Raw genomic sequence first — 24,297 nt, forward strand, 5'->3', positions numbered from 1 at the left:
TCATTCGTCGAGCTGATCGATGATTAGCTCGTGGACCTCTCTGACGAGCGACGTGGCCAATGCGATCGCAATTATTGCGTTCGCTGGCGTGTACTGAACGCGGCCAACGGCGTGAATGCTTGCGTGACGATTGAACCTCTCAGGAATCGGGATCCCTTGGGTTGGGTCGAAGTACTCCAATGCTCTTGTCAATGGCAGATGCACTGCGCACCAGCGCAACTCAAGGAGTGTGGCGTTCTCGTGTCGAGACTCGATCTCCTCTTGGACCTTCTTGTAGTACCCCCGAATTTTCTCAGGGACAATCGAGATCCGCATGACGGTGTCCACGATGGCCGCGGCGAGGGCCTGTGCCGCCGCGAGCTTGTTCTGCTCTGCGACCAAGAGCGCCTCTTCGAGCAGTTCAACCTGCTCCGTTAGCTCTGTGGAGGTAACGCCGCTGAGCACGTCACGGCAGTCCGTCAGGATCTCGGCCCGGCGCTCGGCGAAGATGGCCACGCGTTCGGCCTCGGGTGCCTTCAGGAGTTCCTGCAGTACGTCGGCCCGTGGAACCCAAGCGGTCGGCAGTCCTGCCTCGGCGAGTCGGAGGAGATCGAACTCGGCCCCATCGCCGAGGTCGATCCAGTTCGGCGGGCAGGCTCTCAGGTAGGCCTGACGATAGAACTCAAGATCGACTTTTGGCAGGGAGCGGCGGAGGCGGCTCAGGCCCTCTAGGGTTTGCTGAAATTCCCGTGTAAATATCTGGTCATGCCACCGTCGCGCGAATTCAGCCTGCTGCTTCCAAACCTGGTCCACCTGCGGCATGACAGAGGTGCGTAGAAACTTCAGCTGCTGATCGAGGAGATCGAGATTGAGTTGCCGTCCGATTCGGCCAAACGTGTCCTGTAGTTGACGCTCCAGCTGCTCGGAGGCTCGGCGCGCGCTCTCTGCGAATTCCGGTGAGATTACGACCGGGATCGCCTGTTCCTCGGGAGCTTCGGCGTCGGTGGTATCACTGTCATCATTCTCGACCTGCTCAGGATCGTCGTTCGAATCGGAATCCGTCGGACCAGACAATGGGCCTCCAAGGCTGGGTCACCTCTGTCATCTCCCCAGTCGTTCTGGGGGCGAGTTCGTTACCTGGCGAGCGCGCCATGCGGAAGGCGCACCCTCTCGAGCGGGCGATGGCAGGAAGGTACAACTCAAGTCGCTGTGGACCGAGCTGCGCACACCTCGACTCGCGACTCGCAGCTGTCGACCTCTTGCCGGGTGCAGCGTCGTCTCGTCCGTCCCGCGAGGGGACGGCTGGACTCCGTGATGGAGGTGGGCGTGATGCCCAAGGAGCTGATCCGCGACGCGGTCACCGACGGTTTCCGCGTGCAGGTCGGGTGGGGCGGCATCGCGGGCGATGACTGCGGCTACGTGCAGGTCGCCACGGTGAATGAGAACAGCACGCTGCAGCTCGACGACTCGCTGCCCGAGGGTGAGAGCGCGCTGCCGTTCGAGGGGTGGTTCGTGCACCTCGATCGGGCCGGTATCAACCGCATGATCCGGGCGCTGCGTCGAGCCCGGGATTCCGCGTACGGCGCCGACGCCTGATCGCTGGTCGCGCGGCGGAGGCCGGCCCCCGCGGGGGGCGACCGAAGTGCCGGTCCTCCGCCGCTCGCCGACCTGCTCGGCGATGCTCCACGCGTCGCGCGGAGCCGACACACGGTTCGTCCAAACGGCGCATCCTGTTACAGAACGCGTTCCGCTGATCTCACTTCGTGCGTACCGTCGCGGACACGGCGCGAGCACGCCCCTTTCAACACGCGCCGCGAGGTAGGGACGACCCGGCGGCTATCCCCTCAGCGGCTGGGTCGTTCCGTCCTCGGGTGGCTACCAGACCTGTGGCGGGGGGAGAGCCTCCCAACGCGCGATCTCGACGTACTCCCAGGTTCGTTCGGGATCAGCCATATCGATCGACTCGACGATCACCCGGACGGACACCTTCTTGACGTTCGGCTTCACGTCGACGTCGAAGCCGACCTCGGCGTTCTTGAACATCTCGTATTGGCCTTGCCCATTACCGAAGCCGATCTCCGTCTGGGCAACCCGGGAGTTCACGGGCCACGAGTACTCGCTGATCCACGTGAGCGTTGCGTGTACCCCCGGAGGCCCGTCGGCCATTCGAACCACGACGTGGCATCGGTCGTTCTTCGGCCCGGACAACTTGATCTCGAAGCTCGGCTGATCCGCGCGGAGACGCTCCTGCCGAGCAAGCTCGAGTGCAGCCCGGGCGCTCGCCGCTTGATCGACGGCGGCGAGTGCCGACTTGTTCGAGGCGTCGGCGCTGATCCGCGCGTGGTGGGCTTGATCCTTCGCCGCCTCTGCCGATTCTCGGGTGAATCGGAGTGATTCCTTCGCTCGACGTGCCTGCAGGCCGGCGTAGACGGCTGCGACCGCCGCTACGAGCACACCCACCCATGCGGCGATCGCCGCCCATTCCTCCGGACTGTTCACTTCGCGGCTCAGTCCTTGAACGAGCCGTCGCGGCGCCGCTCATGACGGCCGAGGCCATGCCGGCACTGGGGGCAGCGGCGCAGCCACATGGTGAACATCCACCCCCACCACGTCCAGAACATGAGGATCATCAACTTCCAGATCCCAGGGCGGGTGCAGGCGTTGCAGTCTCGACAGCCAGAAGCCACGTCCGGTGATCTCGAAGGGCAGTCGAAGGGCGTTACGGGGTGATCACCAGGGTCGGTGACTCGCGTCTACCGCGCGCCCACCGGCTCACCGCGATCACCCTGCTCGCCGTGCCGATCTCCGACGCCGAGAACAAGCAGTGGGCCCTGGACAAGATCCGCGAGCTACGGCCGCAGATGGTCGTCGACATCGGCCCCGGCGCCGGCACCTACAGCGACCTCGCCCACGCGCACACGCCGGGCGCGACGTGGAAGGCCGTCGAGGCGTGGGCCCCGTACATCACCGAGCACGGGCTCTGGCAGAAGTACGACCACGTGATCGTCGCCGACGTCCGACACATCGACCTGCACTCCATCGCGTACGCCCCCGACCTCGTCATCATCGGCGACGTCCTCGAGCACATGGCCAAGCCGGAGGCCCGATCGGTGCTGCGGCTCCTGCAGGCGTGGACCGACAACCTGCTGGTCTCGATCCCGCTCGCGCACCACGCGCAGGACGCAGTCGGCGGGAACTGGTTCGAGATCCACCGCGACCACTGGCAGCACGACGAGATGCTCCGGGAGCTCGGCCGCGGTGTCGTCGACAGCGTGCAGGGTGACGTCCTCGGCTACTACCTGTGGAGCGTCGCCGCATGCGCGTGACGGTCGTCGTCCCGTTCCGCGGTGGCCAGGTCGACCGAGACGTCGCGTTCGACTACACCCACGCGCACCTGCAGCGCATCCTCCCTGCCGCTCGGCTCGTCGTGGCCGACACCGACCACCAGCCGTTCAACCGGTCCGCCGCCCGCAACGCCGGCCTCCGCGAGGCTGGCGAGGGGATCGTCGTGGTCTGCGACGCCGACTCGCTGCCCGAGCGGGAACCGGTCGAGGCGGCGATCGAGGCGGCCGCCGACGGGCTGCTGCACCTGCCCTACACGATCTTCTCCGGGCTCACCCGGGAGCAGACGCTCCGTGTGCTGCTGCAGGACCTGCCACCGGACGACGTCGGGAGGCCCGACCTCGTCACCACGAACAGCGTCGGCGGGGTGCTCGTCATCGACCACGACGCCTACTGGGAGGCCGGCGGCCAGGACGAGGGCTTCCACGGGTGGGGCGGCGAGGACGTCGCGTTCCGGCACGCCTGCGACGCGCTCCTCGGCCCGACGGTCCGGCACGACGGCACGCTCTTCGGGTTGTGGCACCCGTCGGAGATGGACCGCAGGAGCGGCCAGTACCGGACGAACATCGCCCGGCAGAACCGCTATCGCGGCCTGCGCCGCAACCCGCGCGGGATGCGGCAGCTCATCGCGGAGCGCTGACGTGCGGGTCGTCGCCGTCGCCCACTACGGGCTCCCGACCAACCGGGGCGGGTCGGAGCTGATGCTGCACGAGCTGCTCGCCGCCCTCGCCCGCGCCGGTCACACGGCGGAGCTGATCGTCACCGAGCAGGACGGCCCCACCGTGCAGCTCGACGGCGTGCTCGTGCACCAGGGCGCCGTGAACCTCGACCGGCTCCGCACCGAGGCCTACGACGTCGGCATCGGCCACCACAAGGAGACCGGCCGGATCCTCGACTGGGCCAACCGCAACCGCCGACCCGCAGTGCAGGTCGTGCACAACACCAACCGGCTCACCACCCGGTTCCTAGCCAGCCGGTCGGCGCTGGTCGTCTACAACACGCATTGGCTGCACCGGAAGCTCGGCCGCCGAGCCCGCTCCCTCGTCGTGCACCCGCCCGTCTGGGGCGACCAGCACCGCACCCAGCGGGGCGACGCGATCACCCTGGTCAACCCGATCCCGGCGAAGGGCGCCGCTACGTTCTACGCGCTCGCCGAGCGCATGCCCGACAGCCAGTTCCTCGCGGTCGAGGGCGGATACCAGCGCGACGAGCAGATCCGCCGCCCCGACCTCCCGAACGTCATCTGGCAGCCGCACACCGCGGACATGCGCCGGGACGTGTGGGCCCGCACCCGCGTGCTGCTCATGCCGTCCGACTACGAGTCGTGGGGCATGGTCGGCGTCGAGGCCATGCACTCCGGCATCCCCGTCATCGCACACCCGACACCCGGGCTGCGCGAGTCCCTCGCCGGCGCCGGCACCTTCCTCGACCGGGACGACGTCGACGCCTGGGCCGCGGCTATCCGCCAGCTCTACGACGACGAGGCCGCCTCCGCCGTCGCCCGGCAGCGCGCGGCCGAGCTCGACCCGAGACCCGAGCTCGACGCGTTCGTCCGCGCGGTCGAGGCCCTCGCGTGAGCCTCGCCGTCGCCGTGGTCGCCCACCCGGCCCGCCTCGCGGCGGCCGAGCTGCTCGCCGCCACCCTCGGCGCCCACCTCGTCGTCGACGAGCACCAGCAGGGGGAGTGGCCCACCCACGCCCGCGCGCTCGCCTGGGCTGCCGAGCAGGACGCCTCGCACGCCCTCGTGGTGCAGGACGACGCCGTGCCCGTGCCCGGGCTGCTCGAGCACGTCGCCGCCGCAACCGACGCCCACCCGGACGGGCCGATCGGGCTATACGTCGGCCGCACCCGCCCGAGGCCCGAGCAGGTTGCCCGCGCTGTCGCCCAGGCCGACGAGGTAGGCGCCTCCTGGCTTGAGGCGAACACCCTCCTGTGGGGTGTCGCCACTGTGCTCCCGGCAGCCGACCTGCTGGCGCTGCTCGCCTGGGGGCGCCGCTGCACGCTGCCCTACGACCAGCGCATCGGCGCCTGGTACCGCAACCAGCAGCGGCCCGTGCGGTACACGTGGCCGTCCCTCGTCGACCACGCCGACGGGCCGTCTCTCCTCGCTGGCCGAGCCCGCACCGTCCCCCGTGTCGCCTGGCGCACCGGCGCGCCGGCCTCATGGGACGGGCCGGTCGTCCGGATCGGAGCACGGAACGTCGCGGCGTGAGGCCGTTACCCGAGACCGACGCCAGCTTGGATCATGGCCGATGCGACGTCGATGACGACCTCTCGGCCTCCCTCTCGCAGCGAAGCCAGGACCGTCCGCAGCTTGGTTCGCCGGGCAGGATCGGTCTCGCTCTCGGCCTGCTCCTCGAGTGCACGCAGCATGCGGTCGATCGCCTCGTCCCGCGAGGGCCAGAACCCAGCGGCGCGCAACCCCTTCTCCGGCACACCCACGATGGCGACGACGGCCGAGCGGGCCGTCCCTCGCCCGGCGATGTAGCCGGTGGTGGAAAGCCGCCGGAGCGCCTGGTCGACCGTGTGTGGGTCGAGGTCATCGACCGCGGCGTGGACCTCCTCGCGGGACACGAACCGGCCGTCCTGCTCGAACCGTTCCACGACTGCGGCCAGGACGCGCTGGTCGGACTCCCACCTGCTCTCCACGACGGTGATCCTTCCAGCGGCTCATCTGCGACACGCGACTCCCGCCTCCTGCTCGACCGGCTCCCCGAATGTGCGTGATCAGGAGAACGGGGAACGGCCCCAGCGCCTAGCGCACCCGGTCGTCTTCCGGCCTAGCCGGGGTCCCCACCCGCCCCGACACGCACCACGAGAGCCGGAAGGCACCACAGCGATGAGCATGACGCTCGACGAGCTCCGCCAGCTGCGCGAGAAGCTCCAGAACAACGCCGACCAGGTCCCCGACGAGGAGATCCAGGGCGCCGTCGCCGCGATCCGCGAGCACGTCGCCCAGGCCCGCGAGCAGGCCCCCACCCCCGAGCTGGTCGCCCAGCTCGAGGAGCTGGCCGAGGTCCGCAACGTCGTCGTCGGCGAGCGGGACACCCGCGTCCAGGCCGCCGCCCAGAACGCCGACCGGGCCCGCGACCTGATCGACGGCCTCGACATCCCCGAGCCGGAGCAGACCGACACCGACAACGTCGAGGGCACCGACGGTGGTCCCGGCGTCAACGCGGTCACCGACACCGCCACCACGGAGGAGGCCCCGGTGGCCGAGCAGGTCCTGGAGCCGGCGCTCGCCGCGTCTGGTCTCGCCGACGCGATCGCCCGCGGCATCGCCGACGGCCTGCGCGCCCAGGCCACCGCGCCGGCCCCCGCCGCGCAGCCGGTCGGCCGAACGGGCCGCCCGGGGGTGTCCCCGGCCGCTGTCCAGCCGGGCCGCGACGTCGCCACCGCGAAGGTCTACCTCGGCTCGCACTCCGAGCAGGGCCGGCCGATGACCAGCGAGCTCGAGGTCGCCCGCGCGGTCCACGACAAGTTCCGGGGCGCCTACCAGGCCGCCCGGCCCGGGACGCGGATGCCGGTCCTCACGGTCGACGTGGAGTACCCGGAGGCACGGGTCCTCGGCTCGTCGATCGAGGCGAACTTCGAGAAGATCCGCGAAGTCACGTCGCCGAACGCGCTCGTCGCCGCCGGTGGCCTGTGCGCCCCGCTGGAGACGCTGTACGACGTCGAGGTCATCGGCTCCACGGCGCGCCCGATCCGCGACGCGCTGGCCCGGTTCGCCGTCGAGCGCGGCGGGATCCAGTTCCGTCCGGGCCTGTCCGCCGCCTCGGCGGTGAACGGTGCCGGGGTGTGGACGGTCGCCGACGACGAGGCCGCGGACGGCTCGGGTGGCGCCGTGAAGGACTGCTACATCGTCGACTGCCCCGGCGTCGAGGACGCGACGATCCAGGCGATCTACTCCTGCCTGGAGTTCTCGAACATCTCGTCGCGGTTCGACCCGGAGACCACCGCGGCGAACGTCCGCGAGGGCATGATCGCCCACGCCCGCCTCGCGGAGCGCGAGCTGTACTCGCAGATGGCCGCCCTGTCGAAGCTGGTGCAGGCCAACGACCAGGTCGTCGGCGCCACCCGCCACATCCTCGGCGAGATGGACAAGCTGATCGCCTACTACCGCGACCGGCACCGCCTCGACGACAACGTGTCCCTGACCTGGCTGGCCCCCCAGTGGGTGCGGGACCTGATGCGCGCCGACATCGCCTACCAGATGGCGGCCGGCGACTGGATCGAGGCGCTCGCCGTCGCCGACTCCACGCTGTCGGGCTGGTTCTCCCGCCGCAGCATCGCCCCGGTGTGGTTCCTCGACGGGAACCCGACCGCGCAGACCGTGAACGGGGTGGCGATCCCGTCGCAGGTGTACGCGGACGTGGCGGCGGGCGGGACGATCCCGCAGTTCCCGACGCCGTTCGACAGCCTGCTGTTCACCACCGGCGCCTTCCTGTTCCTCGACGGCGGCAGCCTGGACCTGGGCCTCGTCCGCGACAGCGAGCTCAACTCGCGGAACCGCTACCAGCAGTTCTCGGAGACGTTCGAGGGCGTCGCGTTCCGCGGGGTCGAGGCGCTGCGGCCGGTGTTCGACGTCTGCCCGACGGGTTCCTCGTCCGGCACCGTCGAAGTCGCCTGCTCCTGACGGCCCAGGACGGCTGAACGGTGTTCACCCCCGTAGCGGGTGTGCCCGCGGCGCCACCGGCCTCCGGGCTGGTGGCGTCCGCGGTGCGCCCGAACCTGGACCGCTGGGAAACCGGGCTGGCCTGGATCCCCGAACGGTGCGGCACCGAGTACCGCCTCGTGCCGGTGTGCGACGAGCCCGAGGTCGGCTACTCGGGCCCGCGGCCGGGGGCGGCGTACTACCAGCCGGTCGGGGCCCAGTTCGCCGACGAGTGCTCCACCCTCAACGGCCCCGTCGACCTCGACCGGGTCCGGCGGGTCGCGGAGGCGCAGACCCCGTACGTGATCGCGCGGGAGCTGTGGGACGGCGAGCTCACCCAGACCGACCAGTACACCCCACCCGGCGGTACGCCGCAGTCCAACGCCTACCTCGCGTCCCCCGACGCCGAGGTCGTCGACACCGGTGCGGCGGCCGCGCTGGTCGCGCTCGGCCAGCTCGAGCAGGCCGCGCTCGAGGCATCCCACGGGCAGCCCGTGATGCTGCACGTCCCCGTCGCGGTGTCGTGGCAGCTCGCCCCGTCGCTGTTCCGCGTCGGGCAGCAGCTCCTCACCGCAGCCGGGAACGTCGTCGTCGCCGACGCCGGCTACCCGGGCAGCGGCCCGGCCGGGCAGCCAGCGGGCGCGACGGTGTGGGCGTACGCCACCGCGCCGGTCGCGGTGCTCACCTCGCCGCTCACGTTCATCGACGGCGCAGCCGCGGTGGACCACGCGACGAACACCCGCACCGTCTGGGCCTCCCGCCTGTTCGCCGCCACGTTCGACCCGTGCGTGCACCTCGCCACCGAGATCACCCTCTGACCAGGAGAAACACATCATGGCTTACGACGGTGCGGGGTCGCTGTTCGCGCTCGGCCTCCGCCTCACCAAGCTCGACCCGTCCGGCGCCCCGCTCGTCGGACCCGACAACTGCTACACCACCGAGGCCCTCGTCACCCTCGGCCTCGGCAACACCTACTCGGAGCCGGACCCGATCGAGCTGCGCAACGGCGCCGGCGTCACCTGCGTCTACTACGCGCCCCCGCCCACGCTGCTCGGCGGCACGATCGAGGACATGCAGGTCTGCACCCCGGACCCGTACATCCTGCAGTTCCTCGTCGGCGGCGACCTGATCATGAACGGTGAGGACGTGATCGGGTACCAGGCCCCCGAGGTCAACGTCGACCCCACCCCCAACGGGGTCGCCATCGAGGCGTGGACCCGCGCCGTGCTCGACAACGCGTTCGCCTCCACGCTGCCCTACTTCCACTGGGTCATGCCCCGGGCGAAGGTGCGGCCGTCGGAGTCGATGACGATGAACGGCGAGGACGCGCTCACCCCCACGTTCACCGCCACCCTCGAGCAGAACCCCATGTTCGGTGACGGCCCGGTCGGGGACATCGACTTCCCCACCAACCGCATCTGGCAGTACGTGCGGGCCGCGGCGATCCCCGACCTCACCCAGGGACTTGTGCCCGTGACGGCGGACGCGTCCTGACGTGACCACCCCGGCCGGCTGCTCGGCGTGGGCCGATGTCGACGACATCCCCACGTCGGCAGTCGGCATGCACTCCCCACCGGAGTGGTGCACCTACCTCGAGCTCGCCACCGACGTCCTCTGGGCGCTCACCGGCCGTCGGTGGCGAGGCCAGTCCCTCGCCGCGGAGGTCCTGCTGCGCCCGGAGCCTCCCCGCGCGGGGGAGGCCGGCGGGTGGCCATGGCACCGGTCGTGGGGGACGTGCCGCTGCTACGGCGGCCCCGGTCTCGCCGGGCTGCTCTGGCGCGACCCGATCGGCGGCCACGTCGAGCCGACCGGGATCCGGCTCCCGCACCCGGACGTCACCGAGGTTGTCGCCGTCACCGTCGACGACGTCGCGTTCCACGCGTGGCGGCTCGACGGGTCCTGGTTGACCCGCACTGACGGCTGCGGCTGGCCGACGTGCCGCGACCGGACGCTCGTCACCTACCTGTACGGGCGCACCCCGCCATCGGCGGGCCGGCTGGCCTGCGTCGAGCTCGCGGTCGAGTTCGGGCGCGCCAGCGCCAGCAACCCCGACCGGCCATGCCGCCTCCCGCAGCGCGTCCAGTCGGTCACCAGACAGGGCCTCACCTTCGCAGCGCTCGACGACATGGAGTTCCTGTCCGAGGGCCTGACCGGCCTCTACACCGTCGACCTGTGGATCCGGTCGGTGAACCCGTACGCGCGCCCGGCCGCCGGGAGCGTCTGGTCCCCGGATCTCCCGCGAGCGAGGAGGACGACCCCGTGACCGTCGACCGGCGCGCCTGGGACCCCTTCGCCCCGCACTCCCGGCCGAACCACCACGCGGCTGCCCCGCGGCAGGACGGCGCGGGGCTGCCGTCCGGGCTCGACACCATGCGGAAGCCCGAGCTCGTCGCGCTCGCCGAGCAGCGCGGCCTCGACACCAGCGGGACCCGCGCCGACCTCATCGGCCGCATCCGTGAGGCCGGCTGATGGCCGCGGACGGGCTCGGGCTCGCCGTCGCCGACATCGCCCGCACGATCCTCGACGGCATCATCGACCACTTCGACGCCGTGAACGCCGCCTGCGCGGCGGCCGACCGGGTCGCCCTGCCGCGGCGGCGCGTCATCGCCCCCGGCAACCCCCGGCTGATCGCCTGGGACTGCGAGCAGCTCGTCGTCACCATGTCCGGCATCGGCATCGGCACCGCCCCAGGCGAGGGAGGGCTCCCAGCCAGCCGAGGCAACCCCATCTCCGCGACCGGGATGCGGCACGCCGTGTTCGCCGTGCAGATCGTGCGGTGCGTCCCGGAGAGCAGCGACGGCACCAGCCCACCCCCCGACGACGTCCTGACGAACGCCGGTCTGGTGTTCATGCGCGAGGCCGGGCTGCTGTCGCAGGCGCTGGTCAACATCTGCACGAAGGTCAAGGACGGGCTGCCCGGCGGGTCCCGGGTGACGCCCGGCGCGGTCGAAACACTCGGCCCCGAGGGCGCGTTCGCCGCCAACGAGGGCTCCCTCGCCGTCACCGTCGGGCAGCTGGTGTGAGCACCCGGGTCGACGCCCGCTACCTCGGGCACAACCCGTCCCGCCGCATCGTGCGGGACATCGTCGGCGGCCGCGGCAGCGGCGGTCTGGACCGGGACCTCGACGCCCGGTCCCGCCGCGTGCTCGCCGCAGCCCGCACCTACGTGCGGGTGCGCACCGGCACGCTGCTCACGTCGATCCGCCGCGAGGAGGGCTATGGCCCGCTCGGCCGCTACATCGACATCGTCGCCGGTGTCCCCGGCCTCACCGACTACCTCGGGTACGAGCACGACGGCACCGTCCCGCACATCATCCGGCCTCGGCGCCGGCGTGCGCTGCGGTTCATCGCGGGCGGCCAGGTCCGCTTCGCGAGCCGTGTGCAGCACCCCGGCACCCGCGGCTCGCACTTCCTCACCCGCGCCCTCGACGCCGCCCGTTAGGCGTTACCAGCGGCGCCTGCGCTGCTTCTTCTCGGTATCGCGGACGGCCTGGGCGAAGATGGGAGCGCGCCGTTCTGCTTCCGCGCAGGACTCCTCGTAGGTGACGTGGTCGAGCAGCCCTGGCACGTACGTCCGCGAGCCAACGGTGACGACTGGAGCGAGTACACCGCTCGTGTGATGGCTGTCATCGGTTCGTTCCCATCCCACGACGCGCCCGATCAATGATTGAGTGCCATCACGATCTGGTTCCACGACGATCGCGAAGAGCGGGAACGGCTGGGCAACGAAGTCATTGATCACCTCGCGGTGCTCGACGCGGTGATCGAGCTCGTTACTTCGCGCAGACGAAGCACGACGTCGCCGACTTGCGGACTCGCGGGCATCGCGCCCCAGGCACCGGTGGCGCGACGCTCTCCGGCCGTGAGCGCATCGAAGAAGCACATCGGGCCGAGCCGCAAGGTCGCCCAGGCCCCCACCGTCGAGTTCTCCGTCGGGTTCGTCCGGGACGGCGTCGAGGAGACCCACGAGTTCACCGCCCGCCCCCGCTTCACCTACTCCGACACTCTCGGCCTGGTCAAGAACCAGAAGGACGCGTCCGCGCTGCCGTTCCTCGACCGCATGATCCGGCGCAGCCTTGTCGACAGCGACGGCACCCCGGCGAAGTGGCAGCTCGAGCTCGTCGACGGGCAGGTCGTCGCCCCGGACGGCACCGAAGTGGAGCTTGCCGAGGCCCAGAAGTTCGCCGCGTTTGAGGCCGGGTCGTCGCGCCGCCGCTGGGCGCACCTGATGGAGGCCGACGACGACGTCGAGATCGAGTTCGAGCAGATCATGCAGGTCTTCGAGTACCTCACCTCGGAGGCGGCCAACGGGCGCCCTACGTCGAGGTCGTCGCGCTCCTAGCGACGACCACCGGCGAGTCCGACCTCGCCGGATACTTCCGCGGCCGCCTGCACATCGCTGGTGTCGACGCCGACACACCGGTCGGCACGGTCCTCGACGTCCTCATGACGATCGTCATCGACACCCCGAGCGACGCGCTCGAGAAGTGGCGCCGCAAGTTCGACCCGCTCATCTGGAAGATCCGGCCACCCGACCGGGAGAGCTGGGGGCTGCGGCCCGACCAGCAGGCGCAGATGGCGAAGGCCGCCGGCCTCAACCGCTCGACCTGAGCGGAGCCGACGGCGGGTGGAGTCGCGGACTCGCGGCAGTCGCGAGCCCGGCGTGGGCCCGCGCATGGTGGGCGCGCCCCCAGCGACACCGACCCCGGATGCGAGGTGACGACGTGCCATAGCGCGCGTCCTGGACACCGCATCCGTGCGCGTCGAGCTCGACTCCGCCGGCGCGGAATCCGACGCTGCCCGCGCCGGCGAGCGGGTCGGGCGGCGCTTCGCCAACGCCGTCCGCGCTACCGCCGGCCGGATCGGGCAGGTCGACGTCCAGCTCGACACCGACCCGGCCAGCATCAGCACCCGCATCCGGGCCGCGCTCGCCTCAGCCGGGCCGTTCAACATCGACCTCGAGGCCGACGTCTCGCAGATCGCCAACCGGATCCGCGCGGCGCTCGCCGCCGCATCCCCGTTCGACGTCGGCATCGACGTCGACACCGCAGGGCTCACCGCACGAATCCAGGCAGCGATCGCTGCCGCCCGCGGCACCGCGACCGTCGATGTGAACGTCGACGTGGACCGCGGGCTGAGCCGCGGGTTGGCGAGCATCGGTCAGAGCGCCGCGGGTGCGCTCAGCGGCATCGGTCGTCTCGGCGCCAGCCTCTCCCAGCTCGGCCTTGCCGCCGTCGCCGCGCAAGCCGCTGCCGGTGGGCTCGGGATCGGCCTCGCAGGCATCGCCGCTGGCGCCGCCCAGCTAGCCGGCGGCATCGCGGTGCTGCCCGCCGCGATCGGCGCCGTCCAGCTCGCGATCGGGGCCCTCCGCGTCGGCACCCAGGGTTTCGGCGAGGCCATGTCCGCGGTCGCCGAAGGGGACGCGGCGGCATTCGCCGAGGCGATCCGCGACCTCGCTCCCGCGGCGCAGGAAGCCGCCCGTGCCGTCATGGGTCTGCGCCCGGCATGGGAAGGGCTGCGCCTCGACGTGCAACAGCGCCTGTTCGCCGGGCTCGGCCCTGTCATCTCACAACTCGGCAGCAACTACCTGCCGATCCTGCAGACCAGCCTCGGGTCCGTCGCTGACGCGTTCAACCGTGCCAGCACCGACCTCGGCAGGTTCCTTAACGACGCCTCCACCGTCTCCAACGTCCGATCCGCGTTCGGGAACCTTTCCGCCGGCGTCACCGCGGCCACGTCCGCGCTGGCCCCGCTCGGCCGCGCCTTCGCCGAGGTGTTCGTCGCCGGCTCCCCGTACGTCGTCCGGCTTGGCGAGGCCATCGGTGCCGCTGGCCGGAACTTCGCCGCGTTCCTCTCGAACGCCGCCCAGACCGGGCAGGTCGCCGTCTGGATCGAGAACGCGGTCGCCGCCGCCCAACAGCTCGGCCTCGTCCTCGGCAACCTCGGCTCGATCGTCTCCGGCGTCTTCAGTGCGGCGAGCACCGCGACCGGTGGCCTGATGTCCGGGCTGATCTCGGTCACGACCGAGATCGCGAACGTCGTGAACTCCGTCGCTGGCCAGCAAGCGCTCGTCGCGTTCTTCCAGGGAGCGCAGGCCGCGATTCAGGCTCTTCTCCCCGTAGTCGGCGGTCTCGTGCAGGTCCTCGGCGTAGTCGGGCCGGTCCTGCAGCAGATCGGCATGGCCGTCGGCCCGGTCCTCGGGCAGGTCCTCAACGAGCTGGTCGCCGGGCTGCAGGCCGCCGCGCCTGGGATCACCGCGTTCGCGACCGGGTTCCTCACGGTCGTCGAGGCCCTGGCGCCGCTGCTGCCGCTGATCGGACAGCTCGCCTCGGTCATCGGCACCACCCTCGGCACGGCGATGGCTGCGGTGGCCCCCGCGGTCACGGCCCTTGTTCAGGCGTTCGGCGGTGCGCTGGCGCCGGTCCTGCCGGTGATCGGGTCCGCCCTGCAAGCGGTCGCCTCGGCGATCGGGCCAGTCGTCTCGGCCTTCGCTGCCGTGCTCACACCGGTGATCCAGGCGCTGGCCCCCGTGATCGGGCAGCTCGCTCAGATCCTGTCCGGCGTCCTCGTGCAGGCCTTCGCCGCGATCACCCCGGCGATCACCGCGCTCGCCCCCGTCTTCGGGCAGCTCGCCACGGTGCTCGGCGGTGCGCTCGTGCAGGCCGTTGCCGCGCTCGCTCCGCTCCTCACGACCTTCGCGCAGATCTTCGCGCAGGTCGTAGCGGCGCTCACCCCGCTCCTGCCGGTGATCGTTCAGCTGGTGCAGGCCGGGCTGGCGGCGATGCTCGCCGTCATCACGCCGCTCGTGCCGGTGATCCAGCAGGTCGCGACGATCATCGCCGGCGTCCTCGTGCAGGCCATCGGCATGCTGACGCCGCTGTTCGCGCAGCTCGTGCCGATCATCCAGCAGCTGACGCCGATCTTCACTCAGCTGGCGACGATGATCGGTCAGGTCCTGCTGACCGCGGTGACTGCGCTTGCCCCGCTCATCCCGCTGATCGTCAACGCGTTCATGGCGCTGGTGCAGGCGGTGCTCCCGCTGGTGCCGCCGCTGCTGCAGCTCGCGTCCGCGGTGCTCCCGCTGATCGGTGCGGCGATCCAGATCCTGATCCCGATCTTCACGAGCCTTGCGACGGTCGTGGTCACCGTGATCACGACGATCGTCAACATCGTCGCGTCGCTGGTCGCTGCGTTCGTGGCGATCGCGGCCCCGATCATCACGGCGATCGCGACGGTGGTCGCGGCCTTCACGGGGATGGTCACCTCGGTCGCGACCTTCGTCGGCCAGGTGATCGCGTTTGTCGGGAACCTCGTCGCGTCCGTGGTGGCGTTCTTCGGGAACCTCGCCGCGACCGTGATCGCCACTGTCGGGTCGTTCGTTGGGTCGGTGGTCGGGTTCTTCGCCGGGCTGGTGTCCACCGTGGTCGGCGCCGTCGGCGGGTTCGTCAGCCAGGTCGTGTCGTTCTTCCTCGACCTCGGCACGCAGGTCGTCACCGCGGTGAACAACTTCATCGTCGACGTGATCAACTTCTTCGTCGAGCTGCCCGCCCGCACGATCAGCGCGCTGTCCGGGTGGGTCGGCGACATGGTGCAGATGGGCCGCGACGTCATCGACGGCATCGTCCGAGGCCTGCGCGCCGCAGCCGGCGCCGTCACCGACTTCCTGCTCGGCATGGCCCGCGACGCGCTCAACGCCGTGAAGAACTTCTTCGGCATCGCGTCCCCGTCGAGGGAGTTCGCGTCGATCGGGCGGGACCTCGGCCGCGGCCTCGTGCAGGGCGTTGACCGCATCACCCCCACGGTCACCGCGGCGACCCGGCGGATGTCGAAGCAGGCGGTCGACGCGGTCGACATCTCCGGCGCGGTGAACGCCGCGAACGCCGTCATCCAGAGCATCGACCCCGCGAACATCCGCGGCGGCGACGGCTCCGCCCTCGGCGACTACATCGCCCGGGTCGTGTCGGCCCAGCTCGGCGACATCAACCTCACCGCGCCCGCGGTCGACCCGCGCACCGCGGCCGCAGCGACCGCAGCCACCGCCGGGCAGCCCACGGCCACCTCGGCCAGCGAGGCCGCGGTGCTCGCCGAGCTGCGCGCCATCCACACCGAGCTCGCCGCCCGGCCCGGCGGCGACGTCGTCATCAACCAGCAGATCGACACGACCGCGGAGCGGACCGCGGACGAGGTCAACGCCGATCTCCGCACGCTGTCCGCGCTGGGGGTGTTCGCCCGCCGATGATCACGATCGAGCTCATCACCGCCGACGGGGTCGCCCACGACCTCGACGAGTGCGTCGCCTGGAGCGTCGACGGCATCGCCGGGATGCTCGCCGTGCCGGAGAAGCGCGGCCGCGACCTCGTGATCCCGCAGGCCCACGGCGAGCTGCACCTGCCCGGCAAGAAGTACGCCGCATCGAACGTCGTGCTTCGGCCGTGGGTGCGCGGCGTCAACCCGGACGGCACCATCCCCGAGGCCGGGGACGGGCGCCTCGTCTTCCACCGCAATCTGCGGCAGCTGCTGACCTGGTTCACCGTCGATGAGCAGGTCACCCTGCGCCTCACCCTCGAGGACGGCACCGCCCGACAGATCGTCGGGGAGGTCATCGACGCGATCGCCCCGGACGTCGACGGCCGCGGCCGCGACACCGTCGGCCGGCTCTCCGTCGCGCTGCGGTGCGCGTCCCCGTTCTGGACCGACGTCGACCCGGTCTCGCAGGTCGTGCCCGCCGGGGACCCGGTGACGCTCGCCGAGTTCGCCGGGGCGACCGCGCCGATGGAGGACCTGCTCCTGGTCTTCGGGCCGCAGAACAACCCGCGGCTCGCGCAGCCCTCGACCGAGATCTTCGTGCAGCTCAACCGGGTCATCACCGCTGGGCAGACGATCACCGTCGACACCACGGAGTGGCAGGTGTACGGCTCCGCCGGCGTCGCGGGCGGGCTCTACGAGGACCTCGCCTACGGAGGCCGCGGCACCTCGAGGTGGTTCGCGCTGCGCCCCGAACCCGGCGGCGGCACCCCCGTCGTCGAGCTGACCAACACCGGCGGCGCGGGCGGCTCGGTGACCGTGACCGGACGACGCAAGTACAAGATCGCCTAGGAGGGCCTGTGGCCACGACGAAGCAGGCTGCCGACGAGCGGCCGCCGTTCTACGACCCCGCGGTGCACACCGACCTCGACCAGTGGGTCTACGTCGAGCTCGTCTGTTCGTGCGGCCGGATCTGGCGGCAGAAGGACCCGGTGCAGCTCGTCGAGCCGCAGGTCCGGGACTGGCTTGCCCGCCACGCGGGGGAGGGGCACGCGCCGGCGTCGATCGCTGCCGCGGTCGCCGAGCAGGAACGCCGCCGCCACGCCGCGTTCGTCGTCGTCGGCCGCGAGCAGGACTACCAGCCGCGCGAGCGCGCCTACCTCGACACCAGCGACACCACCGCCCGGCCGTGGCCGGCGTTCGACCAGCCGGAGGCGTGAGCCATGGCCAACGCGTTCTTCCCGAAGGGCCGCCAGGCCTTCGCGACCGCCCAGGTGAACTGGCCTGCCGACACGATCATCGTCGACCTCGTCGACATGAACGACGTCCCGACGTTCTCCCTGTCCACGTTCCAGTTCCGGTCCGAGATCCCCGCCGGGGCCCGGATCGCCACCGGCACGCTCACGGGGCTCGATGCCCTCGACGGGGTCCTCAGCGCCGACGACGTCACGCTGCCCACGGTGACGGGCGACCAGGCCGAGGCCCTGATCGTCTCGAAGAACACCGGCTCCGACGCCACCTCGCCGCTGCTGGTGTTCGTCGACCAGGCCACCGGGCTGCCCGTCACCCCGAACGGCGGCGACATCAGCATCGACTGGGACGACGCCGGTATCGGGACGCTCTGATGCGCAGCAGCTCCTGGCGCGCCGCCGCCCTCCGGAGCGGGTGAGGGCGGAACCGTGGCGGACCTCGACCTCCTCCTCGTCGGCGCGGGCGCGTGGGCGAGCGGCGCGAACGCGCCCGCGCCCGCCTACCCCGGTGGGATCGAGGAGAACGACGTCGTCTACGCGGTCGTCCACAACAAGCCGGACACCATCACGCCGTCGACCCCGGCGGACTGGACGCTCGTCGGGACCGCTACCGGCGGCGGTGGCGCGGTCGGCGCGGACACCGGTCCGACGAGGGTCACGGTGTTCCGCCGGATCGCGCCATCAGGTGGACTCGCCGGCACGCAAACGATCAACTTCTCAGGCAACAGCGTCGCCCTCGCGCAGATCCGCGCCTACCGCGCGGTCGACCCCGGCCCGGGCCTCGCCTACTCGGAGGACTTCGGCTCCTACTCGATCTCGAGCGCATCGTCGTCCATCGGGGGCACGGTCAGCCCTGCCCTCGAGCTCGCGGCGAAGGACCGGGTCCTGGTGGTCGCAGGCAGCCCGACGGACGGCCCGACGACCCCGCCGCTGGATCTGTCTGTCACCGCCGTCGCCGCCAGCGGCGCGGAGCTCGGTGCGATCACCAGGAGTCCCGACGTCACCGCGGTCTCCGCGACCGGGAACGACCTCGCCGTCGCCGCATGGGACGTTCCTGTCACCGCCGGCTCGTCGAGCACCGGTCCGACGATCACCGGCACGACGTCCGTCTCGGCCACCGGTGTCGGGTTCGCCCTCCGAGTGCGGGCCGCCGATGCGAGCGAACCGCCGCGGACGGTGAGCCCGACCGCGGTGCCCCCACTTCCGGCGCCTCCGCAACCGGAGGTCGAGGTCGGGTTCCGGGTCGCGCCCGACGCGATCCCCGCACCGGCCGATCCGCCGCCCTCGACGGTCGTGCCTGGGCCGGTGTTCGTGCAGCCGACAGCGATCGCTGCTCCGCCGCCGCCGACCGGGCCGATGATCCGGCACATCGTCCGGCCGCAGCCCGTCCCGGACGGCTCGTCGGTCTACGAGCCCACCGTCGAGGTCGGGATCCGCCCCCCGCTCCGTGTGGACTTCTGGGCGCTCGACGACGACCGCAGCATCCTGTGCCCCCTGCCGCAGCCGACCGGATGGGACCTCTCGCTCATCCCCGGCGAGGACGGCGCCGTGCAGCTGGAGTACCCGGCCGACGGCATCAACTTCGACGTCCTCGACAGCAGGATCAACCGCAGCCGCGACCTGTTCATCCACATCCGCACCGACGGCCGCGCCCAGAACGCGCTCGGCGCGATCCTCACCGCCCGCCAGGGCGACGAGGTCAGCGAAGCCGGGACGTGGACGTTCACCGGCACCTTCCTCACCGCCCTGCTCCGCGAGGGCTGGCTGCCCTACAACGAGGCCGACGAGCGCGGCGAAACCCACTTCACGGCCGCCACCGCCGGCGCGATCCTCGGCTGGGTCCTCAACGCCGCCCAGCAGGCCGGGTTCTGCACCGACCTGCACTGGACGTTCACCGACGAGGTCGACTCCCGCGGCGTGCCCTGGCCGGCCGACCACCGGATGTCCCCGACGTTCTCCCCAGGGGAGACCCCGCACTCGATCGCCCAGCTGCTCCGCCAGTGGGGCACCGTCGAGTTCGAGGTCACCACCGACCTCGCGGTGCGCCTGTACGTCCCGGACACCGTCGGCGTCGACCACACCCAGAAGGACCCGCCGATCGTGCTCCGGGCGGGCCGGGACCTCGTCGAGTCCCCGCGCCGCACCAACGTCGCCGACGCCGCCACCGACCTCCTCGTCATCGGCAAGGACGGCGTCTACGTCACCCTGCACGACGACTCCGCGCGCGCCCGCCGCGGCCGCAACGTCGGCCAGGTCGTCTCGGAGGGAAGCCTCGCCGACCAGGCCTCCGCGACCGCGTATGGCACCGTCGAGCTCGCCCGCCGCGTCTGGGGCGTCGACGAGATCACCCACTCCCTGACGTTCGACCCGGACCACCCGACACCGCTGATCGAGCTATACCCCCTGGACTGGGTGTACTCCGACACCGGCGGCGGGTTCACCGAGGCCAACCGGGAACGCATCAGCCAGCTCACCATCTCCGGGCGCAGCGACCACTACTCGGGCGGAGTGGTCCTGCGGGACCTGATCGACGAGCGGGACGTGTCGCTGCAGCAGCAGATCGACCGGCTCAAGAGCGGCTCGACCGTCATCGGCACCTCCGCCCCGGAGAACCCCGACGACGGGAAGCCCCCGGCCGCGCCGACCGGGCTCGTCGTCGCCTCCGACGTCGCCTACCAGGTGCCCGGCGACCCGCTCACCTACGCCGAGGTGTCCGCGCAGTGGCAGGCCGTCACCACCAACGCAGACGGCACCCCCGCCACCGACATCAGCGGCTACCGGATCCGGTGGGCGTACCTCGGGTTCGACCAGGTCGGCGGCATCCCCTCCTCGAACCCCGGAGGCGAACCTCTCGCCTGGTACGAGCCGGAAGGCTCACCGACCACCGAGCTGCAGCTCCTGTGGGGCAACGCCGAGGGCGGCCGGGACATCGGCGTGCAGGTCGCCGCCGTCGACCGGTCCGGGCTGCAGTCGGAGTGGTCCACCCGGGTCGACATCACCACACAGGGCGACAACCAGGCCCCGCCGGCCCCGTCGATCCCGCAGCTGTCGGTGTGGTTCCGCACGATCGACGCCCACTACGATGGCCTCGGCTCGGCCGGCGAGACGATGCCGGAGGACACCGAGGCGATCGAAGTCTGGTTCTCCCAGACTGCCGCGTTCTCCGTACCGGCGACGGTGTCGGACCCGGTCGAGTTCGACCCGGCCCTCACCACGCCCCAGCACGTCGCGAACCTGCAACCTACCGGCGGCACCTGGAACCAGCCGAACATCCCCGTCGGCGTCGGCTGGTACGTCGCGTTCCGCGCGGTCGACCGCACGAAGAACCCGAGCCCGCTGTCCCCGATCGCCGGGCCGGTCACCGCGCAGCAGCTCGTCAACATCGACATCGGGCCGGACGCGATCGACCGCGCCCAGATCATCGACGGCGAGATCGTCCGCGCCAAGATCGCCGACGCCGCGATCAACAGCGCGAAGGTCGAAGAGCTCGAGGTCGGCAAGCTGACGGCCGGCACGATGACCGCCACGGTCACCCTGTCCGGGACGTTCCAGACCGGCACCGGTCCCGACCGACTGATCTTCGACAGCTCGGGCATCCGGCTCTACCGCGACGGCAACGTGGTCGGCAACTGGGACGCCACCGACGGGTCTCTCCTGATCACCGGCACCTACCGGTCCGGGCTCTCCGGGCAGCGCATCCACATCGACCCTGACGGGACGATGAGCTTCTTCGCCACCGCAGGGGCGAACCCCTCGCGGATCGTGAACGAGGGCAACGACATCGTGTGGCGCGGCCCGCTGACCAGCGGCAAGTCAGGCCGGCTCAACGTCAACACGCTCGGTGTCGGCCTGAACTACTCGAACGAGGGGAACCTGCTCGACTCCATCACCTCGGAGATCGTGCTGTTCGACCGGCGTTCGCGCATCACCGCGCCACTCGTCGCACTCGAGGTGACCCAGAAGTTCGACAGTCCCACGGGCAACAACCGGCTGCAGTTCTCCATGCTCGACGAGGACGGCGACTTCATCACACGGTCGGGCATCTCGTACGGCGTCGACGGAAACGGCTGGGGCGGCTTCTACGGCAACGACACCGGATGGAAGCTGGCCGCCGTCGGTGGGCCCGACAATGACGACGGGCGCTTCGTGGTGACCGCGGGCAATCTGTCGGGCGACCAAGGTGTTGGTCTGGCTCGGGGATGGGAGGTCTCGTCCTCTGAGGCGGTGAAGGAGGACATCGAAGATGTCCGCGCCGTCCTCGATCCACTCGAAACGATCAAGAACGCCAGGGCCCGGAAGTTCCGCTACACCAGCCAGCAGCCGGACGCGCCTCCGAATGTCGGCGTAATCGCCGAGGAGCTTCCCGAGGAGCTGCAGCGGCCGTACCGTAATGACGCGGGCGAGCGGACCCTTGCGGTCGACCTCGGGTCGCAGGTGGGTGTGCTGTGGGGCGCCTTCGGGCAGGTGCTTGACCAGGAGATCGTGTCGACAAGCGCGGTCGCCGTCCTCGACGCCGCTGGGTTCTTCCCGCCGAACATCTTCCCGGCAGACGCTACCGTCGAAGTCGCGGTGACCTGGGAGTCCACACCGCCCGCGCCTCCCACCGGCGGCTTCGTGCAGATTCACAGCTCGTTCGTTTGGGCCGGGCGGGTCACCGCGTGGATCAAGACCGGCTCGGTCACCGAGATCGGCTGCACGGTCGTCTTCAAGAACATCAGCGGGTCGGCCTTCCCGACTAACCCGTCCAACGACAACACCCGCGTGAGCGCGACGGTCATCGGCCTCGGGCTCTACACCCCGCCCTACATCCCACCGGAGGACTGAGCCATGCCCCTGACCTACGTCAACTCGCTGTGCGAGGGCACCGCGCCATTCACGAAGGCGTTCCACTGGGTGAACGACCCCGCTGAGGACCAGGCGTTCCTCGACCTCGCCATCGAAGAGCTGGACAAGTCGTGGGATGACGTGTCGCTGGTCTACCGGTCCCTGGCCGTTGACCGCTCCGGGGTCGAACCGACCGTCCGGTGGGAGTTCTGGGACTACGGCACCGATTACGTCGGGCCTGATGAGGTCGTTGTCGGCTCCGCCGAATCGTTCTGGTCGCGCAATCTGCAGAAGCGCAAGCTCGGCATCGGCCCGACAGAAATGAGCCGATTCTTCGAGTGCGACGAGCGTGGCCGCGCGTTCAGCATCAGTGATCTGGTCGTCCCGTGACCGCGGCCCACGGCCCGCAGCTCGACATCGCCGAGGTGCACGCGGAGCTGGAGAGCGACCCGCTGAGCAAGGCGCTGTTCGAGCGCGCCCAGCTCAGGGTCATCGCCCGCCAGCAGGCCGAGCAGCTCCGCCAGCAGGCCGAGCAGATCCAGCTCCTGACAGTCCGGATCGACGAGCTCGAGCGGCAGAAGGCGCCGGGAACGGTGGGGGCCCCGCAGTCACCGGGTGAGCTCTAACACGCGACTGATCAAGAGCGCAAGGCCGTGATCGCGTCGACTGCCCACGAACGGGAGGGAGGCGCGGCATCGGCCCGCGCCGCCCCTGGCACGTAGATCGGACACCCCATGAACGACTCGGACGTGATCGACCGGCTCGCGCGGATCGACGTCAAGCTCGACCAGCTTCTCGCCCGGGGCGACGACCACGAGGCCCGGCTCCGGGTTGTCGAGCAGCGAGCGGAGCCGCACCGCGAGCACGCCATTGTGCTCCAGCAGCAGGCCACCGAGATCGTCGAACTGAAGGGTGAGCTCGTCGAGCAGAAGAAGGAGCTCGGCGAGGTTCAGCGGGTCCGATGGCAGGTCACCGGGCTCATCGCGGGGCTCGCTGCCGGTGGCGGCGGGGTCGTCGGCTCTGTGCTCACCAACATGCTGTCCGGCGGCTGACACGCGACTGGCCGCCGCCACCACGGCGCCGCGGGTGGGATGCGGGCCGTGACCTCCCGCGCCGCCCGCACGCGCCGCCCCCGCTGGGGTGGCCGGTGAGCGACGACTACAAGATCCGGCCCTGCACCACCAGGCTCGATGTGGAGGTCAACGCAGGCGAGTCGATCGACCTGCTCGTGCCGATCCTCGACTGCCACGACGAGCCCGTCGCCATCCCGATCGGCAGCGAGGGCAGCTGGAGCGCCCGGGCGCAGGTTCGGCGCAACGCCCTCGCCTCCACGGTGCTGCACGAGTGGAGCACCGACGGTGACACCCCGAACGCGGTGATCGTGCCCGGCACTCCGGGGAAGGTGCGGCTCCTCGCCACCGACGAGGAGACGACCGGCTGGCAGGCGACCTGGCCGGACTACACGTGCAGCTGGGACATCGAGCTCACCGAGCCTGCCGCGAACGGCGGCGAGACGCACCGGATCGCCGAAGGCCCCTTCGGTCTTCGCGCGCAGCACACCCGATAGGAGAACCACCCGTCATGGCCCTGACGCTGCCCACCGACACCCGCGACGCGATGTGCAACACCCTCGTCGACCGCGTCGACGCCTCCGGCGCCGGCAGCCTCGAGATCCGGTCCGGCACCCGGCCCCCCTCGGCCAACGACGCCGCCACCGGCACCGTCCTCGCAACCGTCGAGCTGGCGACCCCGGCGTTCGGGGACTCGGCCGACGGCACTGCGACGCTGACCGACCCGCCCGCGGTCACCGGCGTTGCGGCCGGCACGGCGACCTGGTTCCGGGCACTCGACGGCGCCGGCGCGACCGTCATGGACGGCTCCGTTTCCGCCACCGGCGACGGCGGCGACCTGCAGCTCGCCACCACGGCGATCACGGCGGGGCTGACGGTCGACATCACCGGCGGCACCGTCACGATGCCCTCCGGGGAGTAAGGCCCGACCGCT

General features: G+C 71.0%; 28 protein-coding genes. 24 read left to right on the forward strand and 4 right to left on the reverse strand.

Annotation, left to right across the window (positions count from 1 at the left end):
• Positions 1-1,053, reverse strand: a complete 1,053-nt coding sequence (locus ACFPL3_RS01110; RefSeq protein WP_343944924.1) for a hypothetical protein — start codon at positions 1,051-1,053, stop codon at positions 1-3.
• Between the two features lie 255 nt (positions 1,054-1,308).
• Here ACFPL3_RS01110 and ACFPL3_RS01115 point away from each other — a divergent pair, with 255 nt between their 5' ends.
• Positions 1,309-1,575, forward strand: a complete 267-nt coding sequence (locus tag ACFPL3_RS01115) for a hypothetical protein (RefSeq protein ID WP_343944923.1) — start codon at positions 1,309-1,311, stop codon at positions 1,573-1,575.
• Between the two features lie 279 nt (positions 1,576-1,854).
• On the opposite strand, the gene ACFPL3_RS01120 is transcribed toward ACFPL3_RS01115, so the two are convergent.
• Positions 1,855-2,478, reverse strand: coding sequence for a hypothetical protein (locus tag ACFPL3_RS01120; RefSeq protein ID WP_343944922.1), 624 nt, complete (start codon positions 2,476-2,478; stop codon positions 1,855-1,857).
• Between the two features lie 227 nt (positions 2,479-2,705).
• Here ACFPL3_RS01120 and ACFPL3_RS01125 point away from each other — a divergent pair, with 227 nt between their 5' ends.
• The 4 genes from ACFPL3_RS01125 to ACFPL3_RS01140 are packed head-to-tail and all read left to right on the forward strand — an operon-like array spanning position 2,706 to position 5,533.
• Positions 2,706-3,305 carry a class I SAM-dependent methyltransferase gene (locus ACFPL3_RS01125; protein WP_343944921.1) on the forward strand — a complete coding sequence of 200 codons (600 nt, stop codon included), beginning with the start codon at positions 2,706-2,708 and terminating at the stop codon, positions 3,303-3,305.
• On the forward strand, positions 3,296-3,961 hold the full coding sequence (locus ACFPL3_RS01130) for a galactosyltransferase-related protein (RefSeq protein ID WP_343944920.1): 666 nt from the start codon (positions 3,296-3,298) through the stop codon (positions 3,959-3,961). The genes ACFPL3_RS01125 and ACFPL3_RS01130 overlap by 10 nt, the downstream gene beginning before the upstream one ends.
• Before the next feature lies 1 nt (position 3,962).
• Positions 3,963-4,898, forward strand: coding sequence for a glycosyltransferase family 4 protein (locus tag ACFPL3_RS01135; RefSeq protein ID WP_343944919.1), 936 nt, complete (start codon positions 3,963-3,965; stop codon positions 4,896-4,898).
• Positions 4,895-5,533, forward strand: coding sequence for a hypothetical protein (locus ACFPL3_RS01140; RefSeq protein ID WP_379588343.1), 639 nt, complete (start codon positions 4,895-4,897; stop codon positions 5,531-5,533). The genes ACFPL3_RS01135 and ACFPL3_RS01140 overlap by 4 nt, the downstream gene beginning before the upstream one ends.
• 5 nt (positions 5,534-5,538) lie before the next feature.
• Here the strand turns inward: ACFPL3_RS01140 and ACFPL3_RS01145 are convergent, their stop codons facing one another.
• Positions 5,539-5,925 carry a hypothetical protein gene (locus tag ACFPL3_RS01145; RefSeq protein WP_343944916.1) on the reverse strand — a complete coding sequence of 129 codons (387 nt, stop codon included), beginning with the start codon at positions 5,923-5,925 and terminating at the stop codon, positions 5,539-5,541.
• A 241-nt stretch (positions 5,926-6,166) separates the two neighbouring features.
• Here ACFPL3_RS01145 and ACFPL3_RS01150 point away from each other — a divergent pair, with 241 nt between their 5' ends.
• Genes ACFPL3_RS01150 through ACFPL3_RS01180 form a run of 7 tightly spaced genes read left to right on the forward strand, consistent with a single transcriptional unit; the run spans position 6,167 to position 11,417 of the window.
• Positions 6,167-7,957: a major capsid protein gene (locus tag ACFPL3_RS01150; protein ID WP_343944915.1), complete on the forward strand. Its 1,791-nt coding sequence runs from the start codon at positions 6,167-6,169 to the stop codon at positions 7,955-7,957.
• A gap of 20 nt (positions 7,958-7,977) precedes the next feature.
• Positions 7,978-8,793 carry a hypothetical protein gene (locus ACFPL3_RS01155; RefSeq protein ID WP_343944914.1) on the forward strand — a complete coding sequence of 272 codons (816 nt, stop codon included), beginning with the start codon at positions 7,978-7,980 and terminating at the stop codon, positions 8,791-8,793.
• 16 nt (positions 8,794-8,809) lie between these two features.
• On the forward strand, positions 8,810-9,469 hold the full coding sequence (locus ACFPL3_RS01160) for a hypothetical protein (RefSeq protein ID WP_343944913.1): 660 nt from the start codon (positions 8,810-8,812) through the stop codon (positions 9,467-9,469).
• Between the two features lies 1 nt (position 9,470).
• Positions 9,471-10,238 (forward strand): hypothetical protein, encoded by a 768-nt coding sequence (locus ACFPL3_RS01165; protein ID WP_343944912.1) that lies wholly within the window; start codon positions 9,471-9,473, stop codon positions 10,236-10,238.
• Entirely contained in the window at positions 10,235-10,444 is a 210-nt protein-coding gene (locus ACFPL3_RS01170) for an SAP domain-containing protein (protein WP_343944911.1), read from the forward strand. Before ACFPL3_RS01165 ends, ACFPL3_RS01170 begins: the two co-directional genes overlap by 4 nt.
• Positions 10,444-10,998, forward strand: coding sequence for a hypothetical protein (locus ACFPL3_RS01175; RefSeq protein ID WP_343944910.1), 555 nt, complete (start codon positions 10,444-10,446; stop codon positions 10,996-10,998). The genes ACFPL3_RS01170 and ACFPL3_RS01175 overlap by 1 nt, the downstream gene beginning before the upstream one ends.
• Positions 10,995-11,417 carry a hypothetical protein gene (locus tag ACFPL3_RS01180; protein WP_343944909.1) on the forward strand — a complete coding sequence of 141 codons (423 nt, stop codon included), beginning with the start codon at positions 10,995-10,997 and terminating at the stop codon, positions 11,415-11,417. The genes ACFPL3_RS01175 and ACFPL3_RS01180 overlap by 4 nt, the downstream gene beginning before the upstream one ends.
• A gap of 3 nt (positions 11,418-11,420) precedes the next feature.
• Here the strand turns inward: ACFPL3_RS01180 and ACFPL3_RS01185 are convergent, their stop codons facing one another.
• Positions 11,421-11,543, reverse strand: a complete 123-nt coding sequence (locus ACFPL3_RS01185; RefSeq protein ID WP_343944908.1) for a hypothetical protein — start codon at positions 11,541-11,543, stop codon at positions 11,421-11,423.
• Between the two features lie 99 nt (positions 11,544-11,642).
• Between ACFPL3_RS01185 and ACFPL3_RS01190 the strand changes: the two genes are divergently transcribed.
• The 12 genes from ACFPL3_RS01190 to ACFPL3_RS01245 all read left to right on the forward strand — a co-directional run bounded on the left by ACFPL3_RS01190 (position 11,643) and on the right by ACFPL3_RS01245 (position 24,285).
• Entirely contained in the window at positions 11,643-12,317 is a 675-nt protein-coding gene (locus tag ACFPL3_RS01190) for a hypothetical protein (RefSeq protein WP_343944907.1), read from the forward strand.
• A 104-nt stretch (positions 12,318-12,421) separates the two neighbouring features.
• A complete protein-coding gene (locus ACFPL3_RS01195; protein ID WP_343944906.1) occupies positions 12,422-12,586 on the forward strand; it encodes a hypothetical protein in 165 nt (54 codons plus the stop codon).
• Between the two features lie 145 nt (positions 12,587-12,731).
• Positions 12,732-16,214: a phage tail protein gene (locus tag ACFPL3_RS01200; RefSeq protein WP_343944905.1), complete on the forward strand. Its 3,483-nt coding sequence runs from the start codon at positions 12,732-12,734 to the stop codon at positions 16,212-16,214.
• Positions 16,211-17,071 (forward strand): hypothetical protein, encoded by an 861-nt coding sequence (locus ACFPL3_RS01205; protein WP_343944904.1) that lies wholly within the window; start codon positions 16,211-16,213, stop codon positions 17,069-17,071. Before ACFPL3_RS01200 ends, ACFPL3_RS01205 begins: the two co-directional genes overlap by 4 nt.
• 8 nt (positions 17,072-17,079) lie before the next feature.
• Entirely contained in the window at positions 17,080-17,439 is a 360-nt protein-coding gene (locus ACFPL3_RS01210; protein WP_343944903.1) for a hypothetical protein, read from the forward strand.
• Between the two features lie 3 nt (positions 17,440-17,442).
• Positions 17,443-17,844 (forward strand): hypothetical protein, encoded by a 402-nt coding sequence (locus ACFPL3_RS01215; RefSeq protein WP_343944902.1) that lies wholly within the window; start codon positions 17,443-17,445, stop codon positions 17,842-17,844.
• 54 nt (positions 17,845-17,898) lie between these two features.
• On the forward strand, positions 17,899-22,293 hold the full coding sequence (locus tag ACFPL3_RS01220) for a hypothetical protein (protein ID WP_343944901.1): 4,395 nt from the start codon (positions 17,899-17,901) through the stop codon (positions 22,291-22,293).
• A gap of 3 nt (positions 22,294-22,296) precedes the next feature.
• Entirely contained in the window at positions 22,297-22,683 is a 387-nt protein-coding gene (locus ACFPL3_RS01225; RefSeq protein WP_343944900.1) for a hypothetical protein, read from the forward strand.
• Positions 22,680-22,919: a hypothetical protein gene (locus ACFPL3_RS01230; protein WP_343944899.1), complete on the forward strand. Its 240-nt coding sequence runs from the start codon at positions 22,680-22,682 to the stop codon at positions 22,917-22,919. Before ACFPL3_RS01225 ends, ACFPL3_RS01230 begins: the two co-directional genes overlap by 4 nt.
• A 108-nt stretch (positions 22,920-23,027) precedes the next feature.
• Positions 23,028-23,345: a hypothetical protein gene (locus ACFPL3_RS01235; RefSeq protein ID WP_343944898.1), complete on the forward strand. Its 318-nt coding sequence runs from the start codon at positions 23,028-23,030 to the stop codon at positions 23,343-23,345.
• Positions 23,346-23,440: 95 nt separating this feature from the next.
• Positions 23,441-23,860 (forward strand): hypothetical protein, encoded by a 420-nt coding sequence (locus ACFPL3_RS01240; protein WP_343944897.1) that lies wholly within the window; start codon positions 23,441-23,443, stop codon positions 23,858-23,860.
• 14 nt (positions 23,861-23,874) lie between these two features.
• Positions 23,875-24,285: a hypothetical protein gene (locus ACFPL3_RS01245; RefSeq protein ID WP_343944896.1), complete on the forward strand. Its 411-nt coding sequence runs from the start codon at positions 23,875-23,877 to the stop codon at positions 24,283-24,285.
• Positions 24,286-24,297: the final 12 nt, after the last annotated feature.

Origin of the sequence: Pseudonocardia zijingensis (assembly GCF_042657305.1) — a bacterium.
Taxonomy (GTDB): Bacteria; Actinomycetota; Actinomycetes; order Mycobacteriales; family Pseudonocardiaceae; genus Pseudonocardia; species Pseudonocardia zijingensis.

Excerpts from the sequence above, each read along its gene's own strand:
- ACFPL3_RS01115 (WP_343944923.1), top strand. The coding sequence starts at position 1,309 with ATGCCCAAGGAGCTGATCCGCGACGCGGTCACCGACGGTTTCCGCGTG.
- ACFPL3_RS01130 (WP_343944920.1), top strand. The coding sequence starts at position 3,296 with ATGCGCGTGACGGTCGTCGTCCCGTTCCGCGGTGGCCAGGTCGACCGA.
- ACFPL3_RS01150 (WP_343944915.1), top strand. The coding sequence starts at position 6,167 with ATGACGCTCGACGAGCTCCGCCAGCTGCGCGAGAAGCTCCAGAACAAC.
- ACFPL3_RS01160 (WP_343944913.1), top strand. The coding sequence starts at position 8,810 with ATGGCTTACGACGGTGCGGGGTCGCTGTTCGCGCTCGGCCTCCGCCTC.
- ACFPL3_RS01175 (WP_343944910.1), top strand. The coding sequence starts at position 10,444 with ATGGCCGCGGACGGGCTCGGGCTCGCCGTCGCCGACATCGCCCGCACG.
- ACFPL3_RS01195 (WP_343944906.1), top strand. The coding sequence starts at position 12,422 with ATGACGATCGTCATCGACACCCCGAGCGACGCGCTCGAGAAGTGGCGC.
- ACFPL3_RS01205 (WP_343944904.1), top strand. The coding sequence starts at position 16,211 with ATGATCACGATCGAGCTCATCACCGCCGACGGGGTCGCCCACGACCTC.
- ACFPL3_RS01215 (WP_343944902.1), top strand. The coding sequence starts at position 17,443 with ATGGCCAACGCGTTCTTCCCGAAGGGCCGCCAGGCCTTCGCGACCGCC.
- ACFPL3_RS01225 (WP_343944900.1), top strand. The coding sequence starts at position 22,297 with ATGCCCCTGACCTACGTCAACTCGCTGTGCGAGGGCACCGCGCCATTC.
- ACFPL3_RS01235 (WP_343944898.1), top strand. The coding sequence starts at position 23,028 with ATGAACGACTCGGACGTGATCGACCGGCTCGCGCGGATCGACGTCAAG.
- ACFPL3_RS01245 (WP_343944896.1), top strand. The coding sequence starts at position 23,875 with ATGGCCCTGACGCTGCCCACCGACACCCGCGACGCGATGTGCAACACC.